The 25,526-nt window shown below is 58.4% G+C and carries 24 protein-coding genes, 2 tRNA genes and 2 pseudogenes; 1 reads left to right on the top strand and 27 read right to left on the bottom strand.

Translation table 11 applies throughout. From position 1 onward, the window contains the following. Window positions 1-15: 15 nt before the first annotated feature. The 3 genes and pseudogenes from pilL2 to BM267_RS08910 form a co-directional block, all read right to left on the bottom strand. Window positions 16-567 (bottom strand): PFGI-1 class ICE element type IV pilus protein PilL2, encoded by a 552-nt coding sequence (gene pilL2 / locus BM267_RS08895; RefSeq protein WP_074779395.1) that lies wholly within the window; start codon window positions 565-567, stop codon window positions 16-18. Between the two features lie 725 nt (window positions 568-1,292). Continuing rightward, a pseudogene (locus BM267_RS08905) lies at window positions 1,293-1,947 on the bottom strand (transposase); the annotation flags it as partial. 37 nt (window positions 1,948-1,984) lie between these two features. Further along, on the bottom strand, window positions 1,985-2,881 hold the full coding sequence (locus tag BM267_RS08910; RefSeq protein WP_074779399.1) for a cation efflux transmembrane domain-containing protein: 897 nt from the start codon (window positions 2,879-2,881) through the stop codon (window positions 1,985-1,987). A gap of 96 nt (window positions 2,882-2,977) precedes the next feature. Here BM267_RS08910 and cadR point away from each other — a divergent pair, with 96 nt between their 5' ends. Beyond that, entirely contained in the window at window positions 2,978-3,406 is a 429-nt protein-coding gene (gene cadR / locus BM267_RS08915) for a Cd(II)/Pb(II)-responsive transcriptional regulator (protein ID WP_074779401.1), read from the top strand. A gap of 56 nt (window positions 3,407-3,462) precedes the next feature. Here cadR and BM267_RS08920 read toward each other — a convergent pair whose 3' ends face one another. From BM267_RS08920 to BM267_RS09035, 24 genes and pseudogenes are all read right to left on the bottom strand, one after another. Further along, on the bottom strand, window positions 3,463-3,765 hold the full coding sequence (locus BM267_RS08920) for a hypothetical protein (RefSeq protein WP_074779403.1): 303 nt from the start codon (window positions 3,763-3,765) through the stop codon (window positions 3,463-3,465). 73 nt (window positions 3,766-3,838) lie between these two features. After that, window positions 3,839-5,842, bottom strand: coding sequence for a type I DNA topoisomerase (gene topA, locus BM267_RS08925; protein ID WP_074779405.1), 2,004 nt, complete (start codon window positions 5,840-5,842; stop codon window positions 3,839-3,841). 76 nt (window positions 5,843-5,918) lie between these two features. After that, complete coding sequence (locus BM267_RS16720) at window positions 5,919-6,506, bottom strand: hypothetical protein (RefSeq protein ID WP_074779407.1); 588 nt, start codon at window positions 6,504-6,506, stop codon at window positions 5,919-5,921. Between the two features lie 91 nt (window positions 6,507-6,597). After that, window positions 6,598-7,077, bottom strand: coding sequence for a single-stranded DNA-binding protein (locus tag BM267_RS08935; RefSeq protein WP_074779409.1), 480 nt, complete (start codon window positions 7,075-7,077; stop codon window positions 6,598-6,600). A gap of 125 nt (window positions 7,078-7,202) precedes the next feature. Further along, entirely contained in the window at window positions 7,203-7,568 is a 366-nt protein-coding gene (locus BM267_RS08940; protein WP_235818261.1) for a DUF3158 family protein, read from the bottom strand. A gap of 335 nt (window positions 7,569-7,903) precedes the next feature. Next, window positions 7,904-8,689 carry a PFL_4669 family integrating conjugative element protein gene (locus tag BM267_RS08945; protein ID WP_074992205.1) on the bottom strand — a complete coding sequence of 262 codons (786 nt, stop codon included), beginning with the start codon at window positions 8,687-8,689 and terminating at the stop codon, window positions 7,904-7,906. 118 nt (window positions 8,690-8,807) lie between these two features. Beyond that, window positions 8,808-10,049: an STY4528 family pathogenicity island replication protein gene (locus tag BM267_RS08950; RefSeq protein WP_074779415.1), complete on the bottom strand. Its 1,242-nt coding sequence runs from the start codon at window positions 10,047-10,049 to the stop codon at window positions 8,808-8,810. After that, window positions 10,037-10,642 carry a DUF2857 domain-containing protein gene (locus BM267_RS08955; RefSeq protein WP_044498958.1) on the bottom strand — a complete coding sequence of 202 codons (606 nt, stop codon included), beginning with the start codon at window positions 10,640-10,642 and terminating at the stop codon, window positions 10,037-10,039. Before BM267_RS08955 ends, BM267_RS08950 begins: the two co-directional genes overlap by 13 nt. Window position 10,643: 1 nt before the next feature. Continuing rightward, complete coding sequence (locus tag BM267_RS08960; protein ID WP_052508722.1) at window positions 10,644-12,563, bottom strand: ParB family protein; 1,920 nt, start codon at window positions 12,561-12,563, stop codon at window positions 10,644-10,646. Continuing rightward, entirely contained in the window at window positions 12,550-12,792 is a 243-nt protein-coding gene (locus tag BM267_RS08965) for a type II toxin-antitoxin system HicA family toxin (protein ID WP_074779417.1), read from the bottom strand. The genes BM267_RS08960 and BM267_RS08965 overlap by 14 nt, the downstream gene beginning before the upstream one ends. Next, window positions 12,789-13,499, bottom strand: coding sequence for a hypothetical protein (locus BM267_RS08970; protein WP_074779419.1), 711 nt, complete (start codon window positions 13,497-13,499; stop codon window positions 12,789-12,791). Before BM267_RS08970 ends, BM267_RS08965 begins: the two co-directional genes overlap by 4 nt. A gap of 1 nt (window position 13,500) precedes the next feature. After that, a pseudogene (gene dnaB / locus BM267_RS08975) lies at window positions 13,501-14,880 on the bottom strand (replicative DNA helicase); the annotation flags it as partial. After that, window positions 14,858-15,718, bottom strand: coding sequence for a ParA family protein (locus BM267_RS08980; protein WP_074779423.1), 861 nt, complete (start codon window positions 15,716-15,718; stop codon window positions 14,858-14,860). The gene BM267_RS08980 and the pseudogene dnaB, both read right to left, overlap by 23 nt. 64 nt (window positions 15,719-15,782) lie before the next feature. Then, a tRNA-Thr gene (locus tag BM267_RS08985) sits at window positions 15,783-15,858 on the bottom strand. 316 nt (window positions 15,859-16,174) lie between these two features. After that, a complete protein-coding gene (locus BM267_RS08990; RefSeq protein ID WP_074779425.1) occupies window positions 16,175-17,425 on the bottom strand; it encodes a methyltransferase in 1,251 nt (416 codons plus the stop codon). After that, window positions 17,406-18,062, bottom strand: a complete 657-nt coding sequence (locus BM267_RS08995; RefSeq protein WP_036990141.1) for an ABC transporter permease — start codon at window positions 18,060-18,062, stop codon at window positions 17,406-17,408. Before BM267_RS08995 ends, BM267_RS08990 begins: the two co-directional genes overlap by 20 nt. Before the next feature lie 41 nt (window positions 18,063-18,103). Further along, window positions 18,104-18,796, bottom strand: coding sequence for an ABC transporter permease (locus tag BM267_RS09000; protein WP_074779427.1), 693 nt, complete (start codon window positions 18,794-18,796; stop codon window positions 18,104-18,106). A 55-nt stretch (window positions 18,797-18,851) separates the two neighbouring features. Next, on the bottom strand, window positions 18,852-19,604 hold the full coding sequence (locus tag BM267_RS09005; protein ID WP_074779429.1) for an ABC transporter substrate-binding protein: 753 nt from the start codon (window positions 19,602-19,604) through the stop codon (window positions 18,852-18,854). Next, window positions 19,601-20,383, bottom strand: coding sequence for an ABC transporter ATP-binding protein (locus BM267_RS09010; protein WP_074779431.1), 783 nt, complete (start codon window positions 20,381-20,383; stop codon window positions 19,601-19,603). The genes BM267_RS09005 and BM267_RS09010 overlap by 4 nt, the downstream gene beginning before the upstream one ends. 256 nt (window positions 20,384-20,639) lie before the next feature. Further along, window positions 20,640-20,715, bottom strand: a tRNA-Phe gene (locus tag BM267_RS09015). Window positions 20,716-20,811: 96 nt separating this feature from the next. Further along, window positions 20,812-21,084, bottom strand: coding sequence for an oxidative damage protection protein (locus BM267_RS09020; protein WP_036989067.1), 273 nt, complete (start codon window positions 21,082-21,084; stop codon window positions 20,812-20,814). A gap of 12 nt (window positions 21,085-21,096) precedes the next feature. Next, on the bottom strand, window positions 21,097-22,149 hold the full coding sequence (gene mutY, locus BM267_RS09025) for an A/G-specific adenine glycosylase (RefSeq protein WP_074779433.1): 1,053 nt from the start codon (window positions 22,147-22,149) through the stop codon (window positions 21,097-21,099). Next, complete coding sequence (locus BM267_RS09030) at window positions 22,146-24,332, bottom strand: AsmA family protein (protein WP_074779435.1); 2,187 nt, start codon at window positions 24,330-24,332, stop codon at window positions 22,146-22,148. The genes mutY and BM267_RS09030 overlap by 4 nt, the downstream gene beginning before the upstream one ends. Before the next feature lie 34 nt (window positions 24,333-24,366). Continuing rightward, window positions 24,367-25,479: an NAD(P)/FAD-dependent oxidoreductase gene (locus BM267_RS09035; RefSeq protein WP_074779436.1), complete on the bottom strand. Its 1,113-nt coding sequence runs from the start codon at window positions 25,477-25,479 to the stop codon at window positions 24,367-24,369. Between the last annotated feature and the right edge of the window lie 47 nt (window positions 25,480-25,526).

A 25,526-nucleotide genomic window follows, 5' to 3' on the forward strand; every position in this document is an offset into this window, starting at 1 on the left:
CTCTACGGATCATGGTTAGTCTCCAGCTTGATCCAGCTTGGCAACTCGCAGGCTGAAGCACACTTCCCGTGTCACCGGCTCAACCTGCAATTGATAACTCGGCCCACTGAGCAGCTGAAGTGCGGCCTGCAGCGGCATGGGGCCTAACTCGTAGTGCGCCGCCGGCAATGGGCGGCTGAACAGGGTTTCAATGACCGGTTTCCCTGTCTCTGAACACAGCTGGTAACCGGACCTATCCAAGGTATGTGCAAGCCCATCACCGACAGTGGGATTGAGCCTTGTCGGTATCCTGACCTGGACCATTTGCTGCATCAGATTGCTTTGGCCTGCGTGGGCCGACGTGGACACCAGCGTGTATCGCCCTGTGCGCAGGACTTCTATCGACGTGGGATTGAATTCGTCATTAAGCTCGGCGGCAACAGGCTGGTAATTGAGCAGATCAAGTTGCTGAGAATCCGGATATTGATCTGCCAGGTTGTGCTCAACCGGCTGCTGCACGCAACCGCTCAGAGCACCTGTGGCGCTCACAACAGCAAGCAAAAGAACATGCGGCAAGCGATAAGACATGATGGGTGCCCTCCTGATGAGTCGTTGCGGAGGCACAATGCTGGAAGTCGTACAGGACAGCGATGGAGAATGTTAATTGAGTTCAGGTGTTTTCTGCGAACCCGGCTGGCCTTCCTCGATTGTTGGTCGCGCCACACTCAATGATTCAACGTTGACCGACCGCTGATGCTGTCTGATAATGAAAGCTAACCCCGCTGGCTACTGACGGTTTCAGTAGCGCCCTTTGAGTCCTTGTGGCTCATTGCCCTATAAGTGCCTGCGACTGGTGAAAAGGCACGGCTCAACGTCCAAGACGTCCACGGTGTTGCTACCAGAGCCCAGTCTCCCTGTACGTCGCCCTCTTGGTCGAGGGCCTCATTTTTTGCTTGAGATTGGCCAATCATGACGCTTCTTCGAGGCAACATGATTGGCCAATCTTCAGATAGCTTCACCCCGGCAGGACCCACTGCCTGAACCCTGGGCTCCCTTTGTGCGGGAATCGTGCATACATACTACCGAGACACGCTGCAATCAGACTCGGGTACGACACGACGCATGGCTTGCCGGACATGCATGGCGTATAGCAGCTTTCATACTCATGCTACCTGGCCCATAGCCTCCCATTACGCTCAAACTGCTTTCACAAAGAAAACAACGCCAGCTTTGAAATCGCTGGCGTTTTTTATTTGGGTATACGGATTTAATGGTTGATGGGGCACCTTCACCCCATCAATCTGATACCACCCTCAAATGGTTGATAGATCGACCCCGTAGTTGAGTTTCTCTGCAAAGTCCGGCAGTCCGTAACCGATGGTTTTCTTGTAGAAAGGAGAGTCTTTCGTAGTCGGTGCCTTCTTCTTGTGCTTCGTGGTGTAGAGCATTCGTGCCCGCATCACCTCGAAGGAGTAACCGCGCCCTTCACGGTTCTTATCCTTGGCCAGTCGGCTGATGGACTCCGTGTAAGCGTTGGTGACGGGTATGTCCGTCTCGAAGTAGGTCATGATCTCTTCGCGCCAGTTTTCCCACTGCCCTGACCAGATCGCTCCAGACTTTCTTTTGGCCCTTCCGGATGGTGGCTATCCACTCGTCCAGGGCGGCTTCTGCCTGGAGCCGTGTGGTGGTATCCCAGATGCCGTAGAAGCACTCCTTGTGCTCGTAGGTGGCCAGCAGTTGCGGAAACGCGCCTGTCCAGGTCTCCATGATGAGGCGCTCCCGGTCTGAGACTTCGTGAGCGCGTTTCAACAGGATTTCCCGGTCTCCCTTGAGAGTTCGGCTCTGGGACGGTTTCAGCTCCTTTCTGAGGCCCTTGCGCACCCTTTCTATCGCATCGTTGGCCATGCGCAACTTATCGACCACGATACGGGTTTGGGGCAGCACAGCCTTGACCGCTGCCTGGTAGGGCATACGGCGAGAGCTTTTTGCCAATAATGAGCATTATTTAACCCTTCAACGCCAGAATGCGTCTGGCACCGTTAAGTACAATGACCCCCGCGATGGTGCCGATAATCAGATCCGGATAATTGGACCCGGTCCACGCGATCAGGGCGCCGGCGGTGATGACCCCCAGGTTGATCACCACGTCGTTGGCCGAAAATATCCAGCTAGCCTTCATATGAGCTCCGCCCCCTCGATGTTTGGATACCATCAGTAGACAGGCGGTATTGGCAATCAATGCGACGAATGCGATGGCTATCATCACCAGCGATTCAGGCTCACTACCGAATACAAAGCGCCTCACGACCTCTACGAGTACGCCAACAGCCAAAACCAGTTGGACCACACCAGCAACGTGCGCAACACGGACCTGCCTTTTCACGCTATGCCCAACCGCATAAAGAGCGAGTCCGTACACTGCCGCATCGGCAAAATTGTCCAGGGACTCTGCAATGAGGCCAGTTGACTGAGCCATCAGACCGGCAGTAATTTCCACCACGAACAGAAGTGCATTGATGCCGAGCAACCAGCGCAGGGTCCCGGATTCTTGCTCAGCAGAAGCTGCCGAGAACTCGGCGGCCTTGATGGTCTCCGGATTTGCAGCAACGCTTTCCTGAAGCGCGGCTCCTAGCCCCAAGGTCTTCAGTTTCGATGTGACGGGCTCGACCTCGCCGTCATGCACGACCTTCAGCCGGCGGTTCGACAAGTCGAAGGACAGCGCTCGAATCTCCTCAAAGCCGCTCAGGGCTAGGCGAATCATTCGCTCTTCTGACGGACAGTCCATCTTCGGCACGGCATAAACGCTGACCCATCTCCCCGGCACTTCGGAGGAGGTCTGTATATCGGTATCCGCTGCGGACGTAGCATCACCGCCACGGGCGCCTCCACAGGATTTGCTCATGATACGACTCCACTTGAACAATGTTGTGGCACCATTTAAATCTATAAAGCTACTATAAGGTCAATAGAGTAAAGAATCCGTTGGGGGAGGAGGCTGATGCGTATTGGTCAGTTGGCGCAGTTGGTAGGGGTCGAAACACAGACGATCCGCTTCTATGAACAGCAGGGCTTGTTGCCGCCGCCTAGTCGGCAGGACAACGGTTACCGTGTCTATACCGAGAAGCATGGTGAGGGGCTGGCCTTCATCCGTCGCTGCAGAATCCTGGGCCTGTCACTGGCTGAGATTCACAAACTACAGAGCTATCAGGACGACCCTCATCAGCCTTGCACCGCCGTCAACGCCTTGCTCGATGATCACATCTCTCATGTGCGGTCGCAGATAACCGCTCTGCAGGCGCTTGAGAATCAACTTGTTTCACTGAGAGCGAGTTGCAACGATGACCGGGAAATTGAGGCGTGTGGGGTTCTTACTGGAATTAGCGAAGGAAACACGCATCCAGCAGTAGGTGAAACATCAACCATTTAATCCGCTTACCCTTATATTTATGGGCGTACGGCCATGGGTTGAAGCTCTGCACAATCTCAACCCTGTATGTTCTGTCGTTTTTCTTTAATTTGGAAAGACAAGTAGTGCTTACTTTCCACTCCTTTCAGCCATCTAGCGCAGGGCGCGTTGGTGATCAGCAGAGGGAATTCCTTTTCCTTTCCTCTGATAAGGGTTTTTACCTCGCGGAGTGTTACGAAATTCAGTTTGATCCCCATCTTGTCCAAGTGCGCCAATGTCGGGCGTGTCCACTGGGTCGGTTTGCCGGCTAGAAGGTTTTCAGTGAACCGTTGCAGCCACTCCAGTGCCGACCGCTCTTGCTGTGTTAATCGCATAGTCATCACATCTGTCCTCTATGTTTGCTGCCCCCAGACGCAAAAACGCTTTATGCATGCGTAACAACCCATCAGTTGATTAACCGGTGTTGGGGATACCGTTAGCATTTTCAAACGACGCCTTGCACTTCGGAAACCCACTGCAGGCCCAGAAGTCATAAGCCCCTTTCCTGCCCGTCCCAATTCGATGCAGCAAGGGCTTGGTGCATTTCGGACAGGCATGCGCGCTCGGTTCCGGCTGCGGGGTGCGTGCTCTGGCTTTGCCCGGTTTGCCCTTGGCATCCGGCAGTGCGGTTTTGCACTCCGGATAGCCCGAACAGCCCCAGAAGAAGCCTTTGCTACCCTTGCGACGCCGTAGCGCTGAGCCGCATTGCGGACAGGCATGCTCGGCTGCAGGCAAACTAATCTGATTCTGCCGCAGACCTCCCAGCTCCTTGTCCAGCAGTGCCCAGGTCTGACTGATAACCTGGTCATAGGTCATACGTCCCTCGGCGATCAGATCCAGCTGGTCCTCCAACTCGCGGGTGAAATCCAGATTGGCAAAGGCAAAGGTGCCCACCAGCGCATCCCGGATGAGCTCGCCGGTCGGTGAAGGCGACAGAAAGCCCTTGCTGTCCTCCAGCAGATAAACCCGACCGGTGATGTTCTCTAGAATGGCCGCATAGGTACTTGGCCGCCCGATGCCCTGTCGCTCCAGCTCCGCTACCAGAGTGGATTGCTTGAAACGCACCGGTGGTTTGGTCACCTTATCCAGGACCCGCGCATCCACCGCCTGAATATTCTTCCCCACGTCCAGCCACGGTATCGGATTGACCGGTTCGGCCTGCGCGCCGTCCTCCGGATCATCCTGCCCATAGACCCGCATCCAGCCGGGATCGACCAGCTTGCGGCCACGACCGATAAAGCGCACCGGCAAACCCTCAGCATCCCCGGTCAACAATACCTTGCGCACCGCATAGCGCGCATCGGCCAGCTGCGAGGCAACCGCCCGCCGCCAGATCAGCTCATAGAGTGCCTGCTGGCTCGCATCCTCACCCGCCTGCAACGCCGCGACATCCGCAGGCCGGATTGCTTCATGCCCCTCCTGCGCACCCTCCTTGGCTTTCCAACTGCGTTGTTTCTCGGCCAGCTGCAAGCCCGCCGACAAGGCATACGCTCGAATCGCCTCGATGCCCGCAGCGTCCAGATTGGGGTTGTCGGTACGGTGGTAGGTAATGGCGCCCTGCTCATACAGCTTCTGCGCCAGATCCATCACCCGCTTGGGCTTCATCTTCAACCGTTTGCCGGCCTCCTGCTGCAGCGTGGAGGTGGTGAAGGACGCGGCGGGTGCGCGGTTGGCGTAGGCACTCTCGAACCGTGCCACCTGCACATCCCGCACCTGCGCCACCCGCTCGGCCAGAGCCCGGTCGAGCAGATACTCTTCACCTTTGAGCAGATGCGGGCGGGTATCCCATTGAGCCCGCCAGAGCGCTTTGGGGTTGTCCGGCCAGTGTCCGGGAATCGGCAGGGACAGCTCCACGCCAAAATGGGTGACCGCCTTGAAGTTGGCAATTTCCCGCTCACGATCCACCACTAGCCGCACAGCAGGGGACTGCACCCGACCAGCGGAGAGCGCGTGACCGGCGCTATTGGACAACGCCGGGCTGACCTTGTAACCCACCAGCCGATCCAGCACTCGCCGCGCCTCCTGAGCGCGCACCCGGTCATGATCGATGGCCCGCACCTGCGACAGCGCCTCGCGGATCTTGTCTTTGGTGATGGCAGTAAAGGTGATGCGCTTGGGCTGCTTCAGCCGCAGGGCATCGGCCAGATGCCAAGCAATGGCTTCGCCTTCACGATCCGGGTCAGTCGCCAGAATCACCTGATCAGCAGCCGCCACCTCCTTGCGCAGCTTGGCCAGCACGCCCTTGCCCCGGTCGGTCGGCACATAGGTCGGCTTGAAACTGGCCGGATCCACACCCAGCTCACGCCCGGGCAGATCGCGGACATGCCCGACACTGGCAACCACCTTGTAGCCGCGGCCCAGGATCGAGCTGATTTTCTTGATTTTGCCCGGCGACTCCACGATCACCAAGGTCGTCATATGTCTCGCCCCCAGGGCCGCTCAATGGATTGCGTAAATCAATAGCCACACGGCCAGATCGTTTAATGCCTGGCTGTCAGCGCAGAGCATCATTTGCTACGCGTTCGACACGCTGCATCACGGCCGGCACGCTCGGCCCCTCATTGCGGCCATACACGCTATAGGTAAGCAGAACGTCCGCTCCGCTTTTGCCTTTGCTCACCAAAGTGGTCAGGCTTCCATCGAAATAGACACGTGTCATCGAGTATGTGGTGCCAGGAACCGCGCTGAATGTGTAGCCACCACCGTTGAACATCATACCTCCCGCCATGGTCCCGTGCTGAGCCACAGCCTCTTGTGGTGTCAGGTAGCCAAACGCATTCTTGAGCAGCGCCGCTGCCGAATCCACATCTCCGGAGTAACTCATGCGTAACTCATCCCGTTCACTTACACCCGGAAGGGTGGCCATCCCTGCATCCGCTCCCGATGTTCTGGATGCCACTGGCCGAGAGCTGTCCATGGCCCCTGCAGGCAGCGTATCTGGGTCATAGTTAACCGGTTCCCCGGTCATGGGATTATTCATGCAGCTAAGGCATTTCCCCTGATAGTAGACGTGTTGATCGTTCGCACAGCCGACCAGAATGAACGCAGCAAGGCCAGCAGTCAGCAAGGTAATGTTCTTCATGTGTTTTCTCGTTGTCATGGTGATGGCATACCCAACAAGAGGGCTGATAGAAACCTTACGCCCTTGCGCAAGACCATTCCGGAACAAGGTCTCATTCAGACGTCAGACAGCTACCCTCATTTTCCATGAAGGAGTCTTCCGGTACAGCAGGTTCGAGTGGCTCTGATGGCTGCACGACCTGATCAGACACGCTCGACTTCTGGGCCATGACCACATCGTCAATTCGATACGGCAAGATACCAACGGATCGCGCGCGCACCTTCATTGCAGACCGCTCTTCATTGTTAACACCGGTCCATTGGTCGCGGATCATTCGGCCCGCCACCATCACGCGCATACCTCGCTGATAGAGCTGTGACCACTGCTCACAGGTATCAGCATCACGGGAGATCTCAACCGGTGCCCAGAAACCGCCTCGATCTTCAAAGTTGCCTTCGCCAACCGCGACTGGATTATCAAAAAAGACATTCAAGCGCAGAATGCCTCTGGGTGGTGAGTTGTCACTGGTGGGGAATACCTTGACCTGCGGATCAGACCCAATATTACCTTCACCTTCGAAATGTGTACTCATGAGAAGCGCTCCACTTCTTGCTATTGTGAGTACACACTGCCGCAGACAGATCGAGCTTGAAACGCTGAATCAGATTTCAGACTGACAGGTATTCTGCGACAGCTTGCCCCTGTCTAAGTGAACACCTATCCCAGTCGGTTTGTGAGCTCATCAATATGTTCCAGCGACTGCAATGTTGTTCGTAACCTGCGCATGGTTGCGTTCACTGTGCCTGCCTGGTTGTTGATCAAACAGCGCTCCACCTCAATGTCATATAACACTCGGCGCTCTCCCTCCGACTGCACCTGGTTAAACACCTGGTCAAACTGCGCCATGCCCATCGACCGGCTACCTACACTTCTCCAGCGCACCATCGGCACTCGATCACCTCGTTTGGATTCGGTGTGCGGGGTAAGGACGATCCGGTATGCCTTCAGTAATAGATTGTGCTGTTGGGCAAAATCATGAGCAGCCTGCTCCAGGTGCCGTGCGTAGACTTCGATCTCAGCCATATACTTCAGCAGCCCCCCCTTACCCTTAAAGGGGTAAAGGCCCTTTACCCTTTGGTAACAAGTTCGTGGCAAGTCGCAGCTGTCTGGTGGTAGACGCTCAACGGTCACAGTTGGGTTCTTTCGCATACCACCTCGACTCCTCTTGACCCTGATGGCACTGCCATCACTGCGTGACTAAAACCCTCGATCCAGTCATCCGTTGATGGCACTGCCATCACTGCGTGACCAAAACCCTCGATCCAGTCATCCGTTGATGGCACTGCCATCACTGCGTGACCAAAACCCTCGATCCAGTCATCCGTTGATGGCACTGCCATCAAAATGAGAAAACCAACCTAGACCTCATCCGCACCCAACAGACCACCTCCTGCTACAGGCTCTGGCTTGGTCGCCTGGTCTATTAACTGCTCCAGGTTGTCTGCATCCGGATCTTCATGAGTGTTTCTATCTGCAACACCATCACGCTGTCGAAGGGGCGGTGCGTAAGGGCTTCGGCGAATGCCGCTCAGTACATCGGGTGCAAGTTCGCCATATTTCGCTACGGCATCACGGGCACGGGCATTGGCTGCTGCAAAATCATCACGGGTAGCACCGCTCAGCCCCGGGTATCGCTGCGGAGCAGAACAGAGTCCGCGAATGGCATTTGCGCTGATGCGCAGCGCCTCATGAGCATCACTTCTCACGATCATGGCGATATGCTGGGCAAGCAGAATGTTGCGCACTATTCGGTCATAGCGAATCAGCTGATGGATTCCCTGCCAGCCCTGTTGTCCACCCGGGTACACGCCCGTGCGAAACGGCTTCTGTGAGATGTTCTCAGCGATGGACAGCTCTTCAGGAACCGAAGCCAGCAGTGCTTCGGACTTTGCATACATGGGGTCCAGGATGTTTTTGACGTCATGCAATTTGGCGTCGATGCGCAACATCCAGTCGTCTGAATAGGGGTCATCTTTGGCGGCGTTCTGCTGAATGCGGCCTACCAGAGCCAGGAACTGACGCATGCCGATAATCTGGGGTTTACCGGACTCAACGTCTCGTCCCCACCAGGTCCGCGTTGCGTGGTAAGTATGCAGTGTCAGCTCTATTTTGCTGCGCAGCGCTCCAACATCTATATCAGCCATGGCATCCAGCTCCTCAACAGTTCATCTGTGGTCAGGAACTCTGCGCATCTGGCTGGCTTCAGGACATAGATAATAAGAATCCCGGCGGGGATTGTTTCGTGTTTATCTCATTAAAGGATCAGCGTCTCAGACCTAACGAGTCGAGCAATTTTTTTCTGCTCGCTGCGGCTTGAGCTTGCGTTAATTGCGTCGCCGGTTGGGATAGTCCTTGCCCTGCCATCTCAGAACCGTGTCGTGCTTCGACCTCAAGCCCTATCGCAACACCCTCGCCACAACGCATGTCGCGTATGTTTTCGGCGTAACGAGTGATAACGAACTCACCTGCCTGAGCGCTTTTGATCAGGGATCGCAACAGACCCTTCGGTGTACGAACTTTACCTGCCAACACTCGTCCCGCCGTTTCATCGAGCACAGCTTGAGCAACCTCTGAGCCTAGGCGTTGAAGAACGGCCAAGAGCTCTTGGCGCTCTTGCGGTTCTATCCGCAATTGCTCATGCCAGATCAATCCTGGATCCGCCTCGGTACCTGTACTTGTTTTTAAATAAATACCATTACGTACTGGTACTGTATTCGCTTGGTTCTCAGAGCGAACTTGGCTAGATCTTCCGTAAACCATTGATTTACCACTTAGTTCTCTCTGCGAACTTGGGCGGTTCTCCGTTTGGCTGCTACTTGGTTCTCTCCCGAAACCCGGTATTACTGGGGAGTTCTCTGACGGTGACTGATGGTTCTTTCTGTCTTGCTTGGTGCTGCCACGCCGCTGGTCACGCATTTCAACAAAGCGTTGGGCTCGCTGATTGAGGCGCGTTTGCTGCCCTCCACTCTCCATCGCCGAATGAACGCGCTCAGCTACAAACCGGACTGAGCTGTTGTTATGCGACAGGCACTGGACTACGAACGCGTTGTAATCCGAATCGAGTAATGCCGCTTCTTCAAAGCTCAACGGCTCATCATGCAATGCATAGACATTGCCCATGATGCGTCCGGTATCATGACGGGCCTTATGACATAAGCTCATCCAGCGGGTGAGCCTGAGTACGGCAATCACCCGCGCTACCGTCCCGCGTGACGCTGACGTTCCAGGCGAAGCTCGCAACAACGGTTGCAACTGGTCGTATGTTGGAAAAGCGGTGCTGCGATCAGCCTCGGTCATCAGGCGGATCATTTGCCACCCCAGGACATCCACAGCACCAAGATACTCATCAAGTAGCAGGCCTCTGGGTACTGTTTCGTGGGGGTTTCCGAAAAACAGTAATCCATCCAGTTCGCCCGCATGTGAAAGCTTGCTGTCGGAGAATCTCTGGGTAATGGAGGACGTTGCACGCCCAACCAGTACCTGCCAGTCCTCTATCGAGCGCATACCTTTCTCCCATCAGCCAGCTGGAGCTTGCTGCGAGAGCTGGAGCTGACCGTTTGCGCCCAAGTCTTTACCAGTTGCCAGACCACGCCCAAGGGTATGCAGGTTTCCTCACAGAGCACGATCATGCCTTGGATGTCATCCGCGGCATCGGGTGCGGTGGGAGCGGCGCTGATATCTTGCCAACGCCGAAAGGCATCATGCTCTTCTGTTTCCGTCGGCATCGCCACACGTCCCTGACGGGATTCCAGTCCAAGCAGTGCACGCCGGGTCGAGCAATCGTTTCCTGTCAGCCCAAAAAACGAAGACATCATCTGAACAGACGCTCCGAGCTCCAGGCATCGATCAATGGTCTTCTCGCGATCCATGTCAGAACTGAGCCGGCGAAATACTCCGCCCAAAAGATCATGATCAACTGAAAGGCGGCACACCACAGGATTGCTGGTGGCGAGCGCATCAATATCGGTCGCGCTAAGCCGACGCAGTTCGCGAAGCTCGTCATCATTGAACCCGAGAGCTCGCGCCCTGCGCATATTTCCTTCGCGGACATAGGTTATGGCCTGACGAAGGATCGCTAATGTCACAACAGTATCCATATCAGCTATCTCCCCTGGTGGATTCCTGGGTGCGTAGAACACGGACCAGCCGGATCAGCCTGAACAGGCGAATCAGCACCTCATCCGGCAAGTGCTCGGCTTCACCTGCCGTGCCAAGCAAATCACCAATCAGGCTGATATCGGATGGGTAAGCCGGTTGCACTTCGCCAGATAGAGCCGCCAGCAACTGCCAGACTTTTTGAGCGGCAGGGTCCTGCTCAAGATCTCCAGACAGAGGCTGCAAATGATATCCCAACCCCTCTTCCTGATTGAGCTGCAATGGAGCTGGATACAGTTCCGTGTCCGAAAGCGGGAATCCAGCCCACTGGCCTAGTGACTGGGCAAGGCGATAAATCACATATCGGAGTTTCTTTGGTGTCTGTACATGGGCGTCGACCCACCAGATGTCGGTGACAGGTGTCAGCGGCCCAGCCGACATCAGCGGTATGGATTGGACGGCAAAGTCCTGAAAATCACCTGCCTGGCCTCCGTGCATGGCGGCAACGGCGTGACGTAGCTTACGCTTGCCTTCCGGCTCATCAATCACCGACAAGGTCAGACTGTTGATACGTTCTTCGTCCGTTCGCAGGTCAGCTTCTTCTTCCGCCTCCGGGATTGCCAGATCATCATCTGAACGCAGCACGGCAATGCTGTCCTGATCGGTTACCTGTTCATGCTCATTAATAGGTAATACCGACTCTTCAGAGGCAACGGCGGCCTGCCTGCCTTCAAGGAGTTTGCGGTTCTGTGCCCGCAACGCATTAAGCTCCTGACGTAGATAGCTGTTCTCATCACTAAAGGTTGGCTGGTCATCTGTGGTACGGGGTGGGCTTTGTGATGGACCCGAGGGTTCGAATTCAAGTGGCTCGCTGGTATCAACCTCCTGCCGAGGCCTGCGCTCGCGCTTCGATGGCTCGTCCTCTTCACCCGGCAGAGGCGGGTAAAACTTCAATGGGTGGGCTTCTGGATTACGAACCCGTTCCATTTCTACCTGCAGGGGCTGCCATATTTCCGGGTCATCAATGTCCTGCCGACGCTGACGATACTCAAGGACCCGCTTCAGACACCAGTCCAGGGTATGCAGGTGCGCGCCGCTATGATCCTCAAGCATGCCGAGCAAGCGATCTTCCACTATCGACCAAGGCAGCTCCGTCTGCTCCTCATAGTCAAACTGCGATACGACGTCATGCCAGGCTACAGAGAAGTCAGCCTCCTGCCTGGAGTTACAGCGCTTCCATATCTCCAGACATGCCTCGCGATACGCAATCAGCTTCTTGATCTGCGGTTGTCCAATACCACTTCTCAGCGTTGCCGGTAATGTCGGCCAGAAATGCTCAACCGTATAAAGCATCCTACTGATCTGGCTTTGACTGACTGAAAAACCCAGCTCACTGAAACGACGGGCCAGTTCGCGCTGGGAAAGCACCTCGCCTTCATGCTCCTCCAACAATCGTTTCAGCTCTGCCACACCCAATGCCTTCTCGATCCAACTGAGATCCGCACGGTTTTCGTTCTCGGACAAGTGCCCTGCCAGCACCTGTTCCTCGGTTACCCATGGCCGGTAAACACACCAAAACCGATAAAATCGGTCGTCGCCGGTTTCCTCATACAGCTCGTTGAGAATTGCCAGCCGGGTGTTTCCGCCGTCACTGATCATGAACTTGTCGTCACCGGGACGCTGGGTTATCGGTGGCGAATGCTTCAAGCCAACCTGGCGGATGGACTCCTTGATTTCATCGTATCGGGGGTTTCGTTCCGTTCGCGGGTTGTGGTCGTACGGCCGCAGCTGGTCCAACGTGACCTGCATGCCCATCTCGGCCAGCGGCGCAGTCATCTTGTCGACACGCTGGCTTCGTAGAGCAGGCCCCGGCTTCTGCAGCTGCGCCGTCATTTCGGCGATCGAAAGGCTACGCTTGCTCATGACTCCCTCCCCCCGTGCCGTGTTGGGTGCGGCGCAGTTTTGCACGTGCATTCAATGATGAACGGGGATCGCTGGGCGTGGATGACGTGTAAACCGGCGGGTAGCCCGGCTTGGTGAAACGTATGTGACCGCCGCTGGTGCGGCTGATGCTCCAGCCATGCCTGGATGCGTACTCGGCCAGATCCTGAAGGGGCTTCTTGAGCTTGCCAACTGTGCTGATACTGTTCATGCGCGCACCTCCCTGCCGCAGCTTTCCAGTGCATCAAGCCAGACATGTAGCACCGCGGCCCGTTGCTCTATAACGCGGGGCCGGGCCTCTGCGACTCTGGCAACGAGCGAATCGAATCCTGCTTGAACGTCGCAGTCGTCTAACTCATAAACGATGTAGTCCTGAACGCTGCGAAGAATCTCAATCGCCATATTTCTTACTTCATACTGCAGAGATGCCTCAGCTGTTTTCCATGCGGACGGAGCCTGTCTGGCCTGTGCAATCAGCTTCGCGGAGAACTCCTCTGCAGGGTAAAAACCTTTCATCACTTGGAGCTGGTTCAAGATCAGCGCGACACGGACAACCTCAATACACTCGGCAGTGGAACCTGTCGGCAGCGTAAATGCATTCTTTGCAATGCGTAAGGCTGACTTTGCCCGAGCATCCAGATTCGCTTGACGCTGTTTCTCATCGCGCTGTTTTTTTTCCTTTGCTGTGGCGACTCGTAAATTCACCGCTCCGACTATCCCGGCAGCGCTGCGCAGTAACTCTTTTTCCTTCTCGCTCAAGAGATGGCTGTACACAGCGGTGTCGGCGAGTTTAATCAACTCACCCTTGGCTGCGGTCAGCTTTGTCTGGACGGACCTGAGGTTCTGCGAACTAAGGAAGCGGGTATTGTCGAGGACCTGCTGGGTGGTAATGGATTTCGATGTCGTTAGCCTGGCCATGTCAGTTCCCCTGCGACTGTTTGAACTCAAGGGAGTCGAACCGGGTACAACGGCCATTGAAGGCCAGCCGCACCACTCCGATAGGGCCGTTGCGCTGTTTCCCAATAATGATTTCTGCCACGCCCTTGTCAGGACTGTCGGTGTGGTACACCTCGTCCCGGTATACAAACATGATTACGTCGGCGTCCTGTTCAATGGCACCTGAGTCGCGGAGGTCGGCGTTAGAGGGGCGCTTGTTGGGGCGCTGTTCAACCGATCTGTTGAGCTGCGATAGCGCGACCACCGGCACTTGCAGCTCCTTGGCCAGTGATTTGAGCGCCAGGCTGATTGACGCAATTTCGAGGTTGCGATTATCTCGGCCAGGCTCCTGAAGCAGTTGCAGATAATCCACCATGATGATGGAAGGCTGACCAAACCGCCGTGCCAACCGGCGTGCTCTGGCTTTCAATGCAGTAGCCGAGATACCAGCCTCATCTTCAATGATCAGACGATCATCCAGCGCCTTGATCTGCGCAGCCGCCAGGGTCAATTTTGGCCAGTCCTCATCCTCTATATCACCGTTGCGCAATCGTTGAAGATCCACCCGGCCAATACTGGCGAGCAGGCGCATGACCAATTGTTCCCGGGGCATTTCCAGGCTGAAGAGGAAGGCAGGCCGGTCGTCCCTGGCACGCAGTGCATTTTCGACCAGGTTCAGCCCGAAGGTGGTCTTGCCCATGGAAGGTCTGCCCGCCACGATGATCAGGTCAGAGGGCTGGAGCCCCGCTGTTTCCTTGTCCAGATCCGCGTAGCCTGTGGAAAGGCCGGTGACGCCTTCGGAGTTAAAGGCGATGTCAATCTGATCGATCGTTCTGGCCAGCGTTTCCGAGACGGGGATATAGTCCTTACCGCGTAGCTCGACCAGCGCACAGAGTCGCTTTTCCGCCTGCTGCACCAAGGCTTCGCCCTGTGCTCCGTCACTCAAAGCCTCGTGATTCAGATCTGCGCCGATGAGTGAAAGCTGCCTGAGCTGATAGCGATCCCGCACGATCTGCGCGTACACCCGGATATTGGCCACCGAGGGCGTGTTTCGGGCCAGCTCACCCAGATAATCGAGGCCGAGAAAGTTTTTCTCCTCTTCCGAAAACTGGTCGGCTACCGTCACCACATCGAATGGCAGGCTTTTAGTACTCAGAGTCTGAATCGCTTTCCAGAGCACTCGATGGGCTGGGACGTAAAAAGCGTCAGCACAGGTAACCAGCTCGCAGATATCGTCCCAAGCTTCGTTAGCGAGCATGACTCCACCCAATACCGCCTGCTCTGCCTCCACGGAGTGGGGCGGCAAGCGCCCAACTTCCTGAGCGCCGGTAATCGCTTTCTTAATGGCAGACATGGGCGGCACCCTCCCTGAGCTGAGGCTGCAGGATGGATACCCACATGGGATTCAACTCCATGGCCACCGCCCGTATCTGATCAGCGCCGGCAGGTGATTTGCGGCCTGCAGGTTTGACTGGCTCGAAACGGTGAATAGGCAGCCCAAGCGCAGCGGCCTGCCGGAATGCTGTGAGGTGCCGAAGGTGGGCGGACATAACAGAAACCCGCCTGTTATTGCCGCCTTCAGGGAACATCTGCCGAAGACTCTCTGCTACGCCATTGGCATCTCGGGTTTCATCCAGCCGATTGATCAACAGCGACACCCGGGGAACAGTCAGGTTGGTGTACTGAGTGAGAGCTTCCAGCTCTTCGAGCATGCCCAATGTGCCGCGCACAAACTCTCTGGCCGACAACAGCTCAGGTGTTATGGGTGACAAGGCCTGGTCGGATGCCAGGACTGCGGCTTCGAGGGTGATGGAACGGGCGCCCTGGGTGTCCATGATGACCACGTCGTAGTCATTTTCGAATTGACGTATGAGATTGGATAACCTGAAGCGGCCATCCGGGGCAGACAGCAGCAGCTGCGGTAGGTGGGCGTTGTAGTCATTGGACACGATGATGTCCAGACCCTGGATCACGGTACTGGATATCACTTGCTCCGGCCGGGTCTGGTTGAGCGCAATCAGCTCATAGATGCCGCCAGGGGCTTCGGTCTGGATCTGGTAATAGCTTGAGAGGGTGGGTTGGTTATCAAGGTCGATCAGAAGGACTCTGAGACCCGCATCGGCGAGAAGACCACCGAGATGCGCGCAGGTAGTGCTTTTTCCTACGCCGCCTTTCGTCGAAATAACAGTGTATGTGTGCATGTGACACGTACTCCATGGGGGTGGATGGTGTACGTGGATCTGTCAGCTGCGAACACATTTAAGATGGTGCCGGCACCAAGAGTCGAACTCGGGACCTACTGATTACAAGTCAGTTGCTCTACCAGCTGAGCTATACCGGCATGGGCACGCATTATATAGGGATGGGCAATTCTGTAAAGCACTGAGGGGAAGCGAGGCATGAAATTCTTTTTCTCCGGCCTCAAAAAGCCCTTCTGTCACTTGTGAATTGTTTCTCTCGCTTCACTTGACATTGCGCTCCTAACTCCTTGTTTGTATGAACTTATTCACGCTGTACATTTTTTGACCTGATCTCTGGAGGCCGCGCCACAGAAGGTTCCCGACCACTTGCCAAGGGGTCATCAACATCTTTATGCACAGCAGTCGGGGATAAGTGTGAACAACCGATTCCTGTGGATAACTCTGTGCGCAACCCGTTCACAGCATGGGTGTGCTTTGTGGGCGGATTTTTTCTGCGGTCAGCAGCAGGTTGCGCGGAGTGAGCTGGTATTCACAGAAGTGGCCAAGGCGAACCTGGTAACCCGCCTCCTGGAGATAGAGTGCACGATCCAGTAGCAGCCAGATTTCCAGCGGGCGGCGGAACAGGCCGGGCAGTAGTTCCAGATTGCGCACCTGGGCCAGGCGCTGCCAGCCTCGGCGCTCCAACTGCTCCCAGCTCGCGGGATCTGGAAGCTGCAACTGATGATGTGCCGCCAGGTCCCGGCAGAAATGGGCGATGCCTTGGCTCAGGGCGCTTTCCGGACGCGAAGGGGTGGGCAGATAGTGATCGACACCGCGGGTTTCGCGCTGCCAGAGGTCGAAGGCCAGTCGCCAGGCCATGGATTGATCGCGCAGACGGCGCACCCGTTGGCCGGCGGTGATGCTTTCCTGAAGGGGCAGACCGAGATCGTCCCGTGTCAGGCGCAGCTGGGCGTACCGAGCCGCGGTCGACAGCGGTTGGTATTCCCGGCCCTCAATACGGTTGTAGCAGCAGGGCGAAATGGCTATTTGTGCACAGCCCTGGGCAGCGGCTTGCTGTAGCAGGGTCATGTGCAACTGCCCACAGGCATGCAGTGCCACCACGCTGTGCTGCGGCTGCAGTCGTTGCCAGGCGGCTGGAGTCAGTACATCGGCATCCACATGACGACTGCTGATACCGACCTCTGCTCCCAGGACTTCCCCTGCCCGGTTGAGCGCGGCATCACGCTCCAGGCAGAGCAGCGACTGACCACCCTGCCAGGCCAGCAGGCGCCCCAGGTGGCCCTTGCCGGCGCACCAGTCCAGCCACTCGCCGGTGGGCTGCTGCCACTGGCGGGTGGTGCAATCCGCGAACCGGGTGATCTGCTGCCATTTGCGTCCGGGAATATGTCGCGTCAGCCGCTCTGGAATCTCTGCCGGCCCTGCCCCGCTCCAGTCCGGCAAACGGGTCAGCTCGCGCGCCTGCCGGGCCAGATTGGCAAATGGCTCGGGCGCGTTCAACAGCTGAGGGTGATTGTGCGCCGCCTCGGCTTGTTCCAGAGTGCGTGCACGGAGCCAGGCGGCCAGTTCCGGCAACTCGGCTTCCCAGGGCAAGACTGGAGTGGTAAAGGGTTTGCCGCGCCAGAGCGCCTGATGTTCATGCAACCAGGCGTCCAGCTCGGCGAAACGGGCAGCGTAATCGATGCCCGCTTCAGCGGTTGCGGCTGGCATCCACTTTCAGCCAGCGTTCGACCAGCTTGAACAGCTGGGTAAATAGCAGGGTGATGACCAGGTAGATCAAGCCGGCGATGAGGAAGAACATCTCGTACTGGTAGGTGCGCGCGTTCAGGGTACGCACCACGCCCATGATGTCCAGCAACGTGACGGTATACACCACGGCGCTGGCCTTGAGCATGAGGATGACCTCGTTGCCGTACGCCGGCAGGCCGATGCGGATCGCCCGCGGCAGGATGATGTGCTGCAGCGCCTGGCGCTTGGACATGCCTAGCGCCCGGGCCGCCTCCACCTCACCCGGCGGCACCGCCTGGATCGCGCCCCGCAGGATCTCGGCAATATAGGCCGCGGTATGCAGGGTCATGGTGATCAGCGCGCACCAATAAGGCTCACGCAGGTAGGGCCACAGAACACTGTCACGCACCACTTCAAATTGCGACAGGCCGTAATACACCAGAAACAGCTGCAGTAGCAGGGGCGTACCGCGGAAGAAGAAGATGTAGCTGTAGGGCACCGCACGGATGTACCAGTGCCGCGACGCTCGACCCAGGCCCAGCGGAATGGCGAAGAACAACCCGACCAGCACGGCAATGCCGACCAGTTGCAGGGTAACCAGGGTGCCGTCCCACAGCATCGGCGCCCAACGGACGATCAATTCCCAGCGTTCGGCCCAGCTCACAGTTCGGTCCTCACGTAGCCACGGTTGGCGCGGTGTTCAAACCAGTGCAGCGCCCCCATGATGATCACGGTCAGGCCGAGGTAGATCAGTGCCGCCATGAAATAGAAAGTGAAAGGCTCCTTGGTCGAGTTGGCCGCCACCTGCGCCTTGCGCATGATCTCTTCAAGGGAAATCAGCGACACCAAGGCCGTATCCTTGAGCAGGATCAGATACAGGTTGCCGAGCCCCGGCAAAGCCACGCGCCACAGCTGCGGCAGGGTGATGCGCCAGAATATCCGCAGCCGCGACATACCCAACGCCAGCCCGGCCTCACGCTGGCCCGGCGGAATCGACAGCAACGCGCCACGGAAGACCTCGGTGGCATAGGCACCAAAGCACAGCGCCAGGGCAATGGTGCCCGCGGCGAAGGGGCTGAGCGTCAGATAGGGGTTGCCGAAATGACTGCCCAACCAGTTCATGATCGAGGTGGTGCCGTAATAGGCTATCAGCACCCAGAGGGTTTCCGGCACGCCCCGCACCACCGAGGTGTAGAAGCCGCCGACGCCGCGCAGTGCGATGCTGTTGGAAATCTTGGCGCTGGCACCCAGCAGGCCCAGCAACAGCCCCAGGGCCACCGAGGCCAGGGACAAACGTATGGTCATCCAGGTCCCTTCAATCAGGGCTGGACCGAATCCGTGCAAATCGAGCATGAGGGTCAGAGTCAGTTGGTCAGCGCAACCGGGCCCCGCAGGGCCCGGTCAGTCATCAGTAAATGCTGAAGGGGAAGTATTTGGCGTTGATCTTCTCGTAGGTACCGTCTTCGACGATTTCCTTCAGCGCCTTGTTCAGACGCTCGCGCAGCGGGTCGCCCTTGCGCACGGCAATACCGATCTTGTCATCATCGAATACCGGGTCACCCTTGAACTCGAAATCGGAACCCGCGTCGCTCTGCAGCCACTCGTACTGGACGAAGACGTCAGCAAGTACGCCATCGATGCGGCCGGAGGCCATATCGAGGTAGGCGTTCTCCTGGGTGTCGTACAGGCGGATGTTGACCAGATCACCGATGTCTTCTTCCAGCCACTGCCCGGCGATGGTCGCGCGCTGGGCGCCGATGGTCTTGCCCTTCAGGTAGTCCTTGTCCACCTTGAAGTCGCTGTTCTTCGGTGCGACGAACTGCAGCTTGTTGGTGTAGTACGGGTCAGTGAAGTCCACCGCGCGCTGGCGCTCCTCGGTGATCGACATCGACGCGACCAGGAAGTCGAAGCGACGGGTGTTCAGTGCCGGGATGATGCCGTCCCAGTCGGAGGTAACCACGCTGCATTCGGCGCCCATCTTCTCGCACAGGGCATGGGCGATATCCAGATCGAAACCCACGGCCTTGCCGGTGTTGTCGATTTCGTTGAAGGGAGGATAGGCTCCCTCGGTGCCGATGCGCAGCTTATCCGCTGCAACTGCCTGACCGCCGAGGAGAACGGCGGTCAGTGCCGCCAGGAGAACTGCCTTGTAGCTTTTCATCGATACTGCTCCTTCTTGTGGCTGGACATGAACTGTTTGCAGCGCTCGGAGTTGGGGTTGTCAAATACCTGCTCCGGCGTGCCAATCTCTTCCACCTGTCCCTGGTGCAGAAATACTACCTGACTGGACACCTGACGGGCGAAGCCCATTTCGTGGGTAACCAACAGCATAGTACGTCCTTCGTCGGCCAGCGCCCGAATTACCATCAGCACCTCCTGGACCATTTCCGGGTCCAGGGCCGAGGTGGGTTCGTCGAACAGGATGACCTGTGGCTGCATGGCCAGGGTACGTGCGATGGCGGCGCGCTGTTGCTGGCCGCCGGACAGCTGGGCCGGGAAGGCATCGCGCTTGTCGGCGATCCCGACCTTCTCCAGAAATACCTCGGCGGCGGCAACGGCATCGACCTTGGACTGGCCCAGCACCCGGCGCGGCGCCTCGATGATGTTGTCGAGAATGCTCAGGTGCGGCCAGAGGTTGAAATTCTGGAAGACAAAGCCGACCCGGGCCCGCAGGCGGTTGATCTGGGCGCTATCGGCCGCGACCAGGGCACCATCGCGACCGGACTTGAGTTTGATTTCCTCACCGGCGACCAGAATCTGGCCGGCATGCGGGTTTTCCAGCAGGTTGATGCAACGCAGCAGGGTGCTTTTGCCGGAGCCGGACGAGCCGAGGATGGAGATCACGTCGCCGTCGCGGGCGACCAGATCCACACCCTTGAGTACCTCCAGGTCACCATAGCGCTTGTGCAGGTTGCGCACTTCGAGAGCAGGGGGTGTCACGTATCGTTATCCATTTTGAAGCAATTCGGCAAAGCTAGCACAGCCGTTGGGTTCGACCAACAATCCGTTATGCCGACCCGACCAACACCATCGGCTCTGCCCGATTGCATGTCACCGACCAGATCTCGACAGACAACGAAGCTCGTCTGGCCGACTGGCCGCTGACAGGGACGGTGTCCGGACAGGCCTGACTGGGCGGTCACCGCAACACGCCAATAAAAAAGCCCGCTGGTGTAAGCCAGCGGGCTTGAAATAGTGGTGCCCGGGGACGGAATCGAACCGCCGACACGGGGATTTTCAATCCCCTGCTCTACCGACTGAGCTACCCGGGCAACGGGGCGCTATTAAACGATTCGAGGCCTTGCATGTCAAGCACCGGCTGAAGATATTTTCACTTTTTTCAGCCGCTTAGGCGGAAGGCCGGATTTTCAGGCGCTGGGTGGAACGTAACCATCGGCCTGGGCGTATTCCTCACCGGCCAGGAACTTGTCCATTTCCTGCTGCAAGAACTTGCGGTCCTCGGCATCCATCATGTTCAGACGGCGCTCGTTGATCAACATGGTCTGGTGGGCCTGCCACTCATCCCAGGCCTTCTTCGAGACATCCTTGAAGATGGCGTCCCCCTTCGGACCGGGGTATGGCGGCCGTTCGAGGCCGGGCAGTTCCTGCTTGTACTTGCGACACAACACCATGCGTGACATGGACTTCTCCTCTCAGCAATCGAGAATCTGTTCTGCCCGCTTGAGCAACTTGCTGACCGGTGCGGCCAGCCCCAGGCGGGAAGGTTGGCGCAGGTTATACCAGACCTGCCCGGCTTCGGCCACGCTCGGTGTCGGGCTGACCCGCACCAGCAGCGGCTGGATGTCCAGATGAAAGTGGCTGAACGTATGCCGCAGCGGTGCCAGCGTTTCGGTCGCCTGCACCGGCCAGCCCAGCCGTTCGAGCAGCTCTTCCAGCGCCAGATGGTCATCCAGCTGCGGCGGGCACCAAAGCCCACCCCAGAGGCCGCTGTCGGGCCGCCGCTGCAGCCAGATGTCCCCTTCCGGGTTGACCATCAGCGGCATCACGCATTGGCGCACCGGCAACGCCTTGCGCGGCTTGGAATGTGGATAGGCGCTGGGCGTGCCCAGGATGCGCGCAGCGCACCCCGCCTGTACCGGGCATAGCAGGCATGACGGCTTGCTGCGCGTGCACAGAGTCGCACCCAGATCCATCATTGCCTGGGTGTAATGATCGAAGCGCTGCTGCGGCGTATAGCCCTCGGCGATCTGCCACAGCCGATCATGCACCGCCTTCTCACCGGGCCAGCCTTCGACCGCGTGATAACGCGCCAGCACCCGTTTGACGTTGCCATCCAGGATTGCCGCGCGCAGCCCCATGCTCAGGCTGGCGATGGCACCGGCAGTGGAGCGGCCGATACCCGGCAGCGCCTCCAGACCTTCGATACTGGCCGGAAACACGCCAGCATATTCGCTGACGACGATCTGCGCGGTCTTGTGCAGGTTGCGCGCCCGGCTGTAATAGCCAAGCCCGGTCCACAAGTGCAGTACCTCGTCCGGATCGGCCGCCGCGAGCGCATGAACATCCGGCAGTGTGTCCATGAACCGCTGGTAATAGGGAATCACCGTGGCGACCTGGGTCTGCTGCAGCATGATTTCCGAAACCCAGACACGATAGGGATTCATATCCTGCTGCCAGGGCAGGTCCTTGCGGCCATGCTGGTCGTACCAGGCCAGCACGGCGCTGGCGAAGGAGTCATTACTCACCGGCCGAACAGCCCCTTGAGCGCATCGCGCACCGCCGGGGCCTTGTCGCCGAACTCTTCCTCCAGCTTCTCGCCAACCTTGTCCTGCACCTTGCGTTCGGCCTCGTTGCGCAGCAACTGACCGGCGATCCGGGTCACGCCTTCGGTATCCACTCCGCAGCTCTTGGCAGCGTTGTGCAGATAGCCGTCACAACGGATCGGCCATTCGATGCCGACATAGCGCTCGTTCACCTGACAGGCCGGGTCGGGCATGTCGCTCTTGTCACCATCGAGCAGCAGGCCAAGCCGATAGTCCAGACGCTGTTCCGGCAGATTGATATCGCCATTGCCCTTGGCTGCAATGCCCGGCAGAGCAGCGATCAGGTCGCGATTGTTGATGTTGCCATTGACGATCTTGAAGCTGCCGCCCAACTGAGTAAACGGCGTATCCGCGCCGCCATGCTCGGCGCTCAGCGGCTTGCGGTTGGCCAGAGCGATGGCCTGACACAGCTTCTGCTCCAGATTGACGCCGAGCAGCGCGCCGTCAGCCACATCGAACCGCACATCGCCGTTCAGTCCATTGATCCACTGGCGCATGCTGTTGCCGCGGGTCGTCAGGTTCATGTTCAGATCCAGGCCGCCGCGAAACTGCTCGGCCATCTCGTAGGCACGCTGCAGCGCCAGCGAGTCCATGTCATCCAGCTTGCCGTTGAGGCTCAGGGTCGCCGGCGAGCGGGTAGTGTTGATGGCTGCAGTGGCGGCGAACTGCCCGCCGAACACGCCACCCTCGAACTGCGTGAGGCGCACATTGCCGTCCACCGCCTCGACTGCGGCTTTGAATGGGCTGATGGTCTGGCCGGTCAACTGCACCTGCTGCAGGTCCAGGCTGCCGATCACGTTCAACCCGGCCAGGGTCTCCAATGGCAGCACGGGGTCATTGCTCCAGGCTTCCGGTGGCTGTCGTGAGGTGCTGCCGCCCTGGCCGCCCGCTGCCGCTGCCGGCTTGTCTTCCGGCGGTGGCAGGTAATGATCGATGTTCAGGCTGTTGCCGCGCAGGTCGAAGCGCAGGGCCTGGCGCTCGAAATCGGCAAGGCCCAGATTGCCGTTCAGCTCGGTGCCATCAACGATCAGCTTGAGATTCTGCAGCATCAGGCTGTTGCTGCTTCCGGCCAGCTCGGCATTCAGTGCCACCTTGCTCAGGGCATTGTTCTGCGCCATGGACGGCAGGCTCTGCCCCAGCGCATGGGCCAATGCACGGGCGTCGAATTCCGCCACGTTAATGACACCGGCCAGCTGGGGCTCACTGTCCAGCTGACTGACGGTCAACTGGCCGGTCGCCCGCAGATCCGCCAGGGACAGGCGCAACTGCTTCAGCTCAGCCACCTGCTGTTGCAGGTCGATCACGCTGTCCCCCTGCAGTTGCATGTTCACCGCACGACCGCCGAAGGGGTCGCCGCTGGCATCCAGCTTCAGGTCGAAGCCGTCCAGTTGGTACCGCTCTTTGTCCAGATCGAAGCTGGCCACGGTGTTCAGATCGATGCGCATGCGCATGGCCGGTTGGCCGGTGACCAGCAGGCCGAGAAATGCCACATCGAAGGGCTCGTTCTCGATCAGCGCGCCAGTGGTCAGGTTCACGTCTTCCAGCGACACCTGCTGGGCAGTGCGGCGGTCGGTATAGCTGATATCGGCATTGGTGATGCGCACGCTTTCCACTGCCACATCCAACCGACCATGCTCTTCGGCTTCAGCCTCGGCTTCGGCACTCGCCCCGGTATTCCCTTGCGCGCCGGCATCGGCCTCGCTCTGCGGTCCGATGCTGGACCAGTTGGCCACGCCGTCTTCGTCGATTTCCAGGTTCAGGCTGATATTGTCCAGAATCACGTCGCTCATGCGCAGCTGCTTGCGCAACAGCGGCAGCACTTCGACACCCAGCCCCATGCTGCCGATACTGGCCAGGGTCTTTTCCGGATGCTCGACCGGCGCCAGCCCAACCTGCTTGAGCTCGATGCCCAGCCAGGGAAACAGCGACCAGCCAATATCACCGCCCAGGGTCAGCTCGACATTGGCCTGCTCCCGGGCAGCCTGGCGGATCTGTTCCTTGTAGTCATTGGGATCGAACATGCGGGTCAGGAAGAACAGCACTCCGACGCCCAGAACGACAAGGGCCAGCACCACCAGACCGATGATCTTGGCTAGTTTTTTCATGATTACTCCCGTAATTCCGTGTGATCTGGAAACATTAAAGCTTGTCCAGCGATGTTGCCACCTCTTCGGCCAGCGCCAGGCTCGCGGTCAGCCCCGGCGACTCGATGCCGAACAGGCTGATGAAACCAGCAATGCCGTGGGTGTCAGGCCCGTGAATCAGAAAGTCCGCCGCCGCTTCACCCGGCCCGCTGAGCTTGGCCCGCACGCCGGTATAACCCGGTTGCAGGCGCTCGCTGCGACAGTCGGGCCAATAACGCCGTATCGCCCTGGCGAAAGTATCGGCCAACCCGGGGTCGACCTGGTAATCCAGCGCCGCCGTGTAACGAACATCCGGGCCGAAACGCAACTGGCCCTGCAGGTCCAGAGTGGCATGGATGCCCAACCCGGCGGTACCCGGCTCCGGCATGGGATAGATCAGATGTCGGAACGGCGAGCGCCCGGCATAGCTGTAATAGCGCCCCTGGCAAGGATACAGCGGCGGTATCGAGGCAGCCGCATAGCCCTCCACTCTGCCGGCCAGCTGCTGGGCAAACAGCCCTCCGGCATTGATCAGATAGCGACAGCTGACGCTGAAACTCTCCCCTGCGCTGACGCCGTGCACGCGCAGTAGACTCGGTTCGCGGCGCACATGTTCCACCCGGGTGTTCAAGCACAACTGCCCGCCGTAGTGGAGCAGCATCGCCTCGAAGGACTGCATCAGGGCGTGACTATCGATGATACCGGTGGTCGGCGAGTGCAATCCGGCCACCGCCCGCAACTCTGGCTCCAGCCGGCGAAGCTGTTGTTCATTCAACGGCTGCAGCTCGACGCCATTGGCCGCGGCATTGGCCCGCAGTTTCTCCAGTGCCGGCAGCTCGTCGGGGCTGGTGGCGACCAGCAGCTTGCCGATCCGCTGGTACGGCACCTGATGCTCTTCGCACCAGCGGTACAGCAATGCCTGGCCTTGCCGACACAGCAGCGCCTTGCGCGAGCCGGGCGGGTAATAGAGCCCGGCGTGAACCACCTCGCTGTTGCGGCTGGAGGCATGTTGGCCGAGCCAGTTTTCCTGCTCCAGCACCAGCACCTCGCGCCCGGCCGCGGCCAGCCGCTGGGCAACGGCCAGGCCAATTACCCCCGCTCCCACCACAATGATCTCGGTATCCGCCAAACCCTGCCCCTCTCAGTCATCTCGCTCCATTCTGCCGAGCGATCAGA

The organism is Halopseudomonas bauzanensis (assembly GCF_900114735.1).
GTDB lineage: Bacteria > Pseudomonadota > Gammaproteobacteria > Pseudomonadales > Pseudomonadaceae > Halopseudomonas > Halopseudomonas bauzanensis.

Excerpts from the sequence above, each read along its gene's own strand:
- BM267_RS09030 (WP_074779435.1), bottom strand. The coding sequence starts at position 24,332 with ATGAAAAAACTAGCCAAGATCATCGGTCTGGTGGTGCTGGCCCTTGTC.
- BM267_RS09020 (WP_036989067.1), bottom strand. The coding sequence starts at position 21,084 with ATGTCACGCATGGTGTTGTGTCGCAAGTACAAGCAGGAACTGCCCGGC.
- BM267_RS08980 (WP_074779423.1), bottom strand. The coding sequence starts at position 15,718 with ATGCACACATACACTGTTATTTCGACGAAAGGCGGCGTAGGAAAAAGC.
- BM267_RS08965 (WP_074779417.1), bottom strand. The coding sequence starts at position 12,792 with ATGAACAGTATCAGCACAGTTGGCAAGCTCAAGAAGCCCCTTCAGGAT.
- BM267_RS09000 (WP_074779427.1), bottom strand. The coding sequence starts at position 18,796 with ATGCTCGATTTGCACGGATTCGGTCCAGCCCTGATTGAAGGGACCTGG.
- BM267_RS08950 (WP_074779415.1), bottom strand. The coding sequence starts at position 10,049 with ATGCGCTCGATAGAGGACTGGCAGGTACTGGTTGGGCGTGCAACGTCC.
- BM267_RS08970 (WP_074779419.1), bottom strand. The coding sequence starts at position 13,499 with ATGGCCAGGCTAACGACATCGAAATCCATTACCACCCAGCAGGTCCTC.
- BM267_RS09005 (WP_074779429.1), bottom strand. The coding sequence starts at position 19,604 with ATGAAAAGCTACAAGGCAGTTCTCCTGGCGGCACTGACCGCCGTTCTC.
- BM267_RS16720 (WP_074779407.1), bottom strand. The coding sequence starts at position 6,506 with ATGAAGAACATTACCTTGCTGACTGCTGGCCTTGCTGCGTTCATTCTG.
- cadR (WP_074779401.1), top strand. The coding sequence starts at position 2,978 with ATGCGTATTGGTCAGTTGGCGCAGTTGGTAGGGGTCGAAACACAGACG.
- BM267_RS08920 (WP_074779403.1), bottom strand. The coding sequence starts at position 3,765 with ATGACTATGCGATTAACACAGCAAGAGCGGTCGGCACTGGAGTGGCTG.
- BM267_RS08945 (WP_074992205.1), bottom strand. The coding sequence starts at position 8,689 with ATGGCTGATATAGATGTTGGAGCGCTGCGCAGCAAAATAGAGCTGACA.
- BM267_RS08940 (WP_235818261.1), bottom strand. The coding sequence starts at position 7,568 with ATGGCTGAGATCGAAGTCTACGCACGGCACCTGGAGCAGGCTGCTCAT.
- BM267_RS08995 (WP_036990141.1), bottom strand. The coding sequence starts at position 18,062 with ATGCTGTGGGACGGCACCCTGGTTACCCTGCAACTGGTCGGCATTGCC.
- BM267_RS08990 (WP_074779425.1), bottom strand. The coding sequence starts at position 17,425 with ATGCCAGCCGCAACCGCTGAAGCGGGCATCGATTACGCTGCCCGTTTC.
- BM267_RS08935 (WP_074779409.1), bottom strand. The coding sequence starts at position 7,077 with ATGAGTACACATTTCGAAGGTGAAGGTAATATTGGGTCTGATCCGCAG.
- BM267_RS08960 (WP_052508722.1), bottom strand. The coding sequence starts at position 12,563 with ATGAGCAAGCGTAGCCTTTCGATCGCCGAAATGACGGCGCAGCTGCAG.
- pilL2 (WP_074779395.1), bottom strand. The coding sequence starts at position 567 with ATGTCTTATCGCTTGCCGCATGTTCTTTTGCTTGCTGTTGTGAGCGCC.
- BM267_RS08955 (WP_044498958.1), bottom strand. The coding sequence starts at position 10,642 with ATGGATACTGTTGTGACATTAGCGATCCTTCGTCAGGCCATAACCTAT.
- BM267_RS08910 (WP_074779399.1), bottom strand. The coding sequence starts at position 2,881 with ATGAGCAAATCCTGTGGAGGCGCCCGTGGCGGTGATGCTACGTCCGCA.
- topA (WP_074779405.1), bottom strand. The coding sequence starts at position 5,842 with ATGACGACCTTGGTGATCGTGGAGTCGCCGGGCAAAATCAAGAAAATC.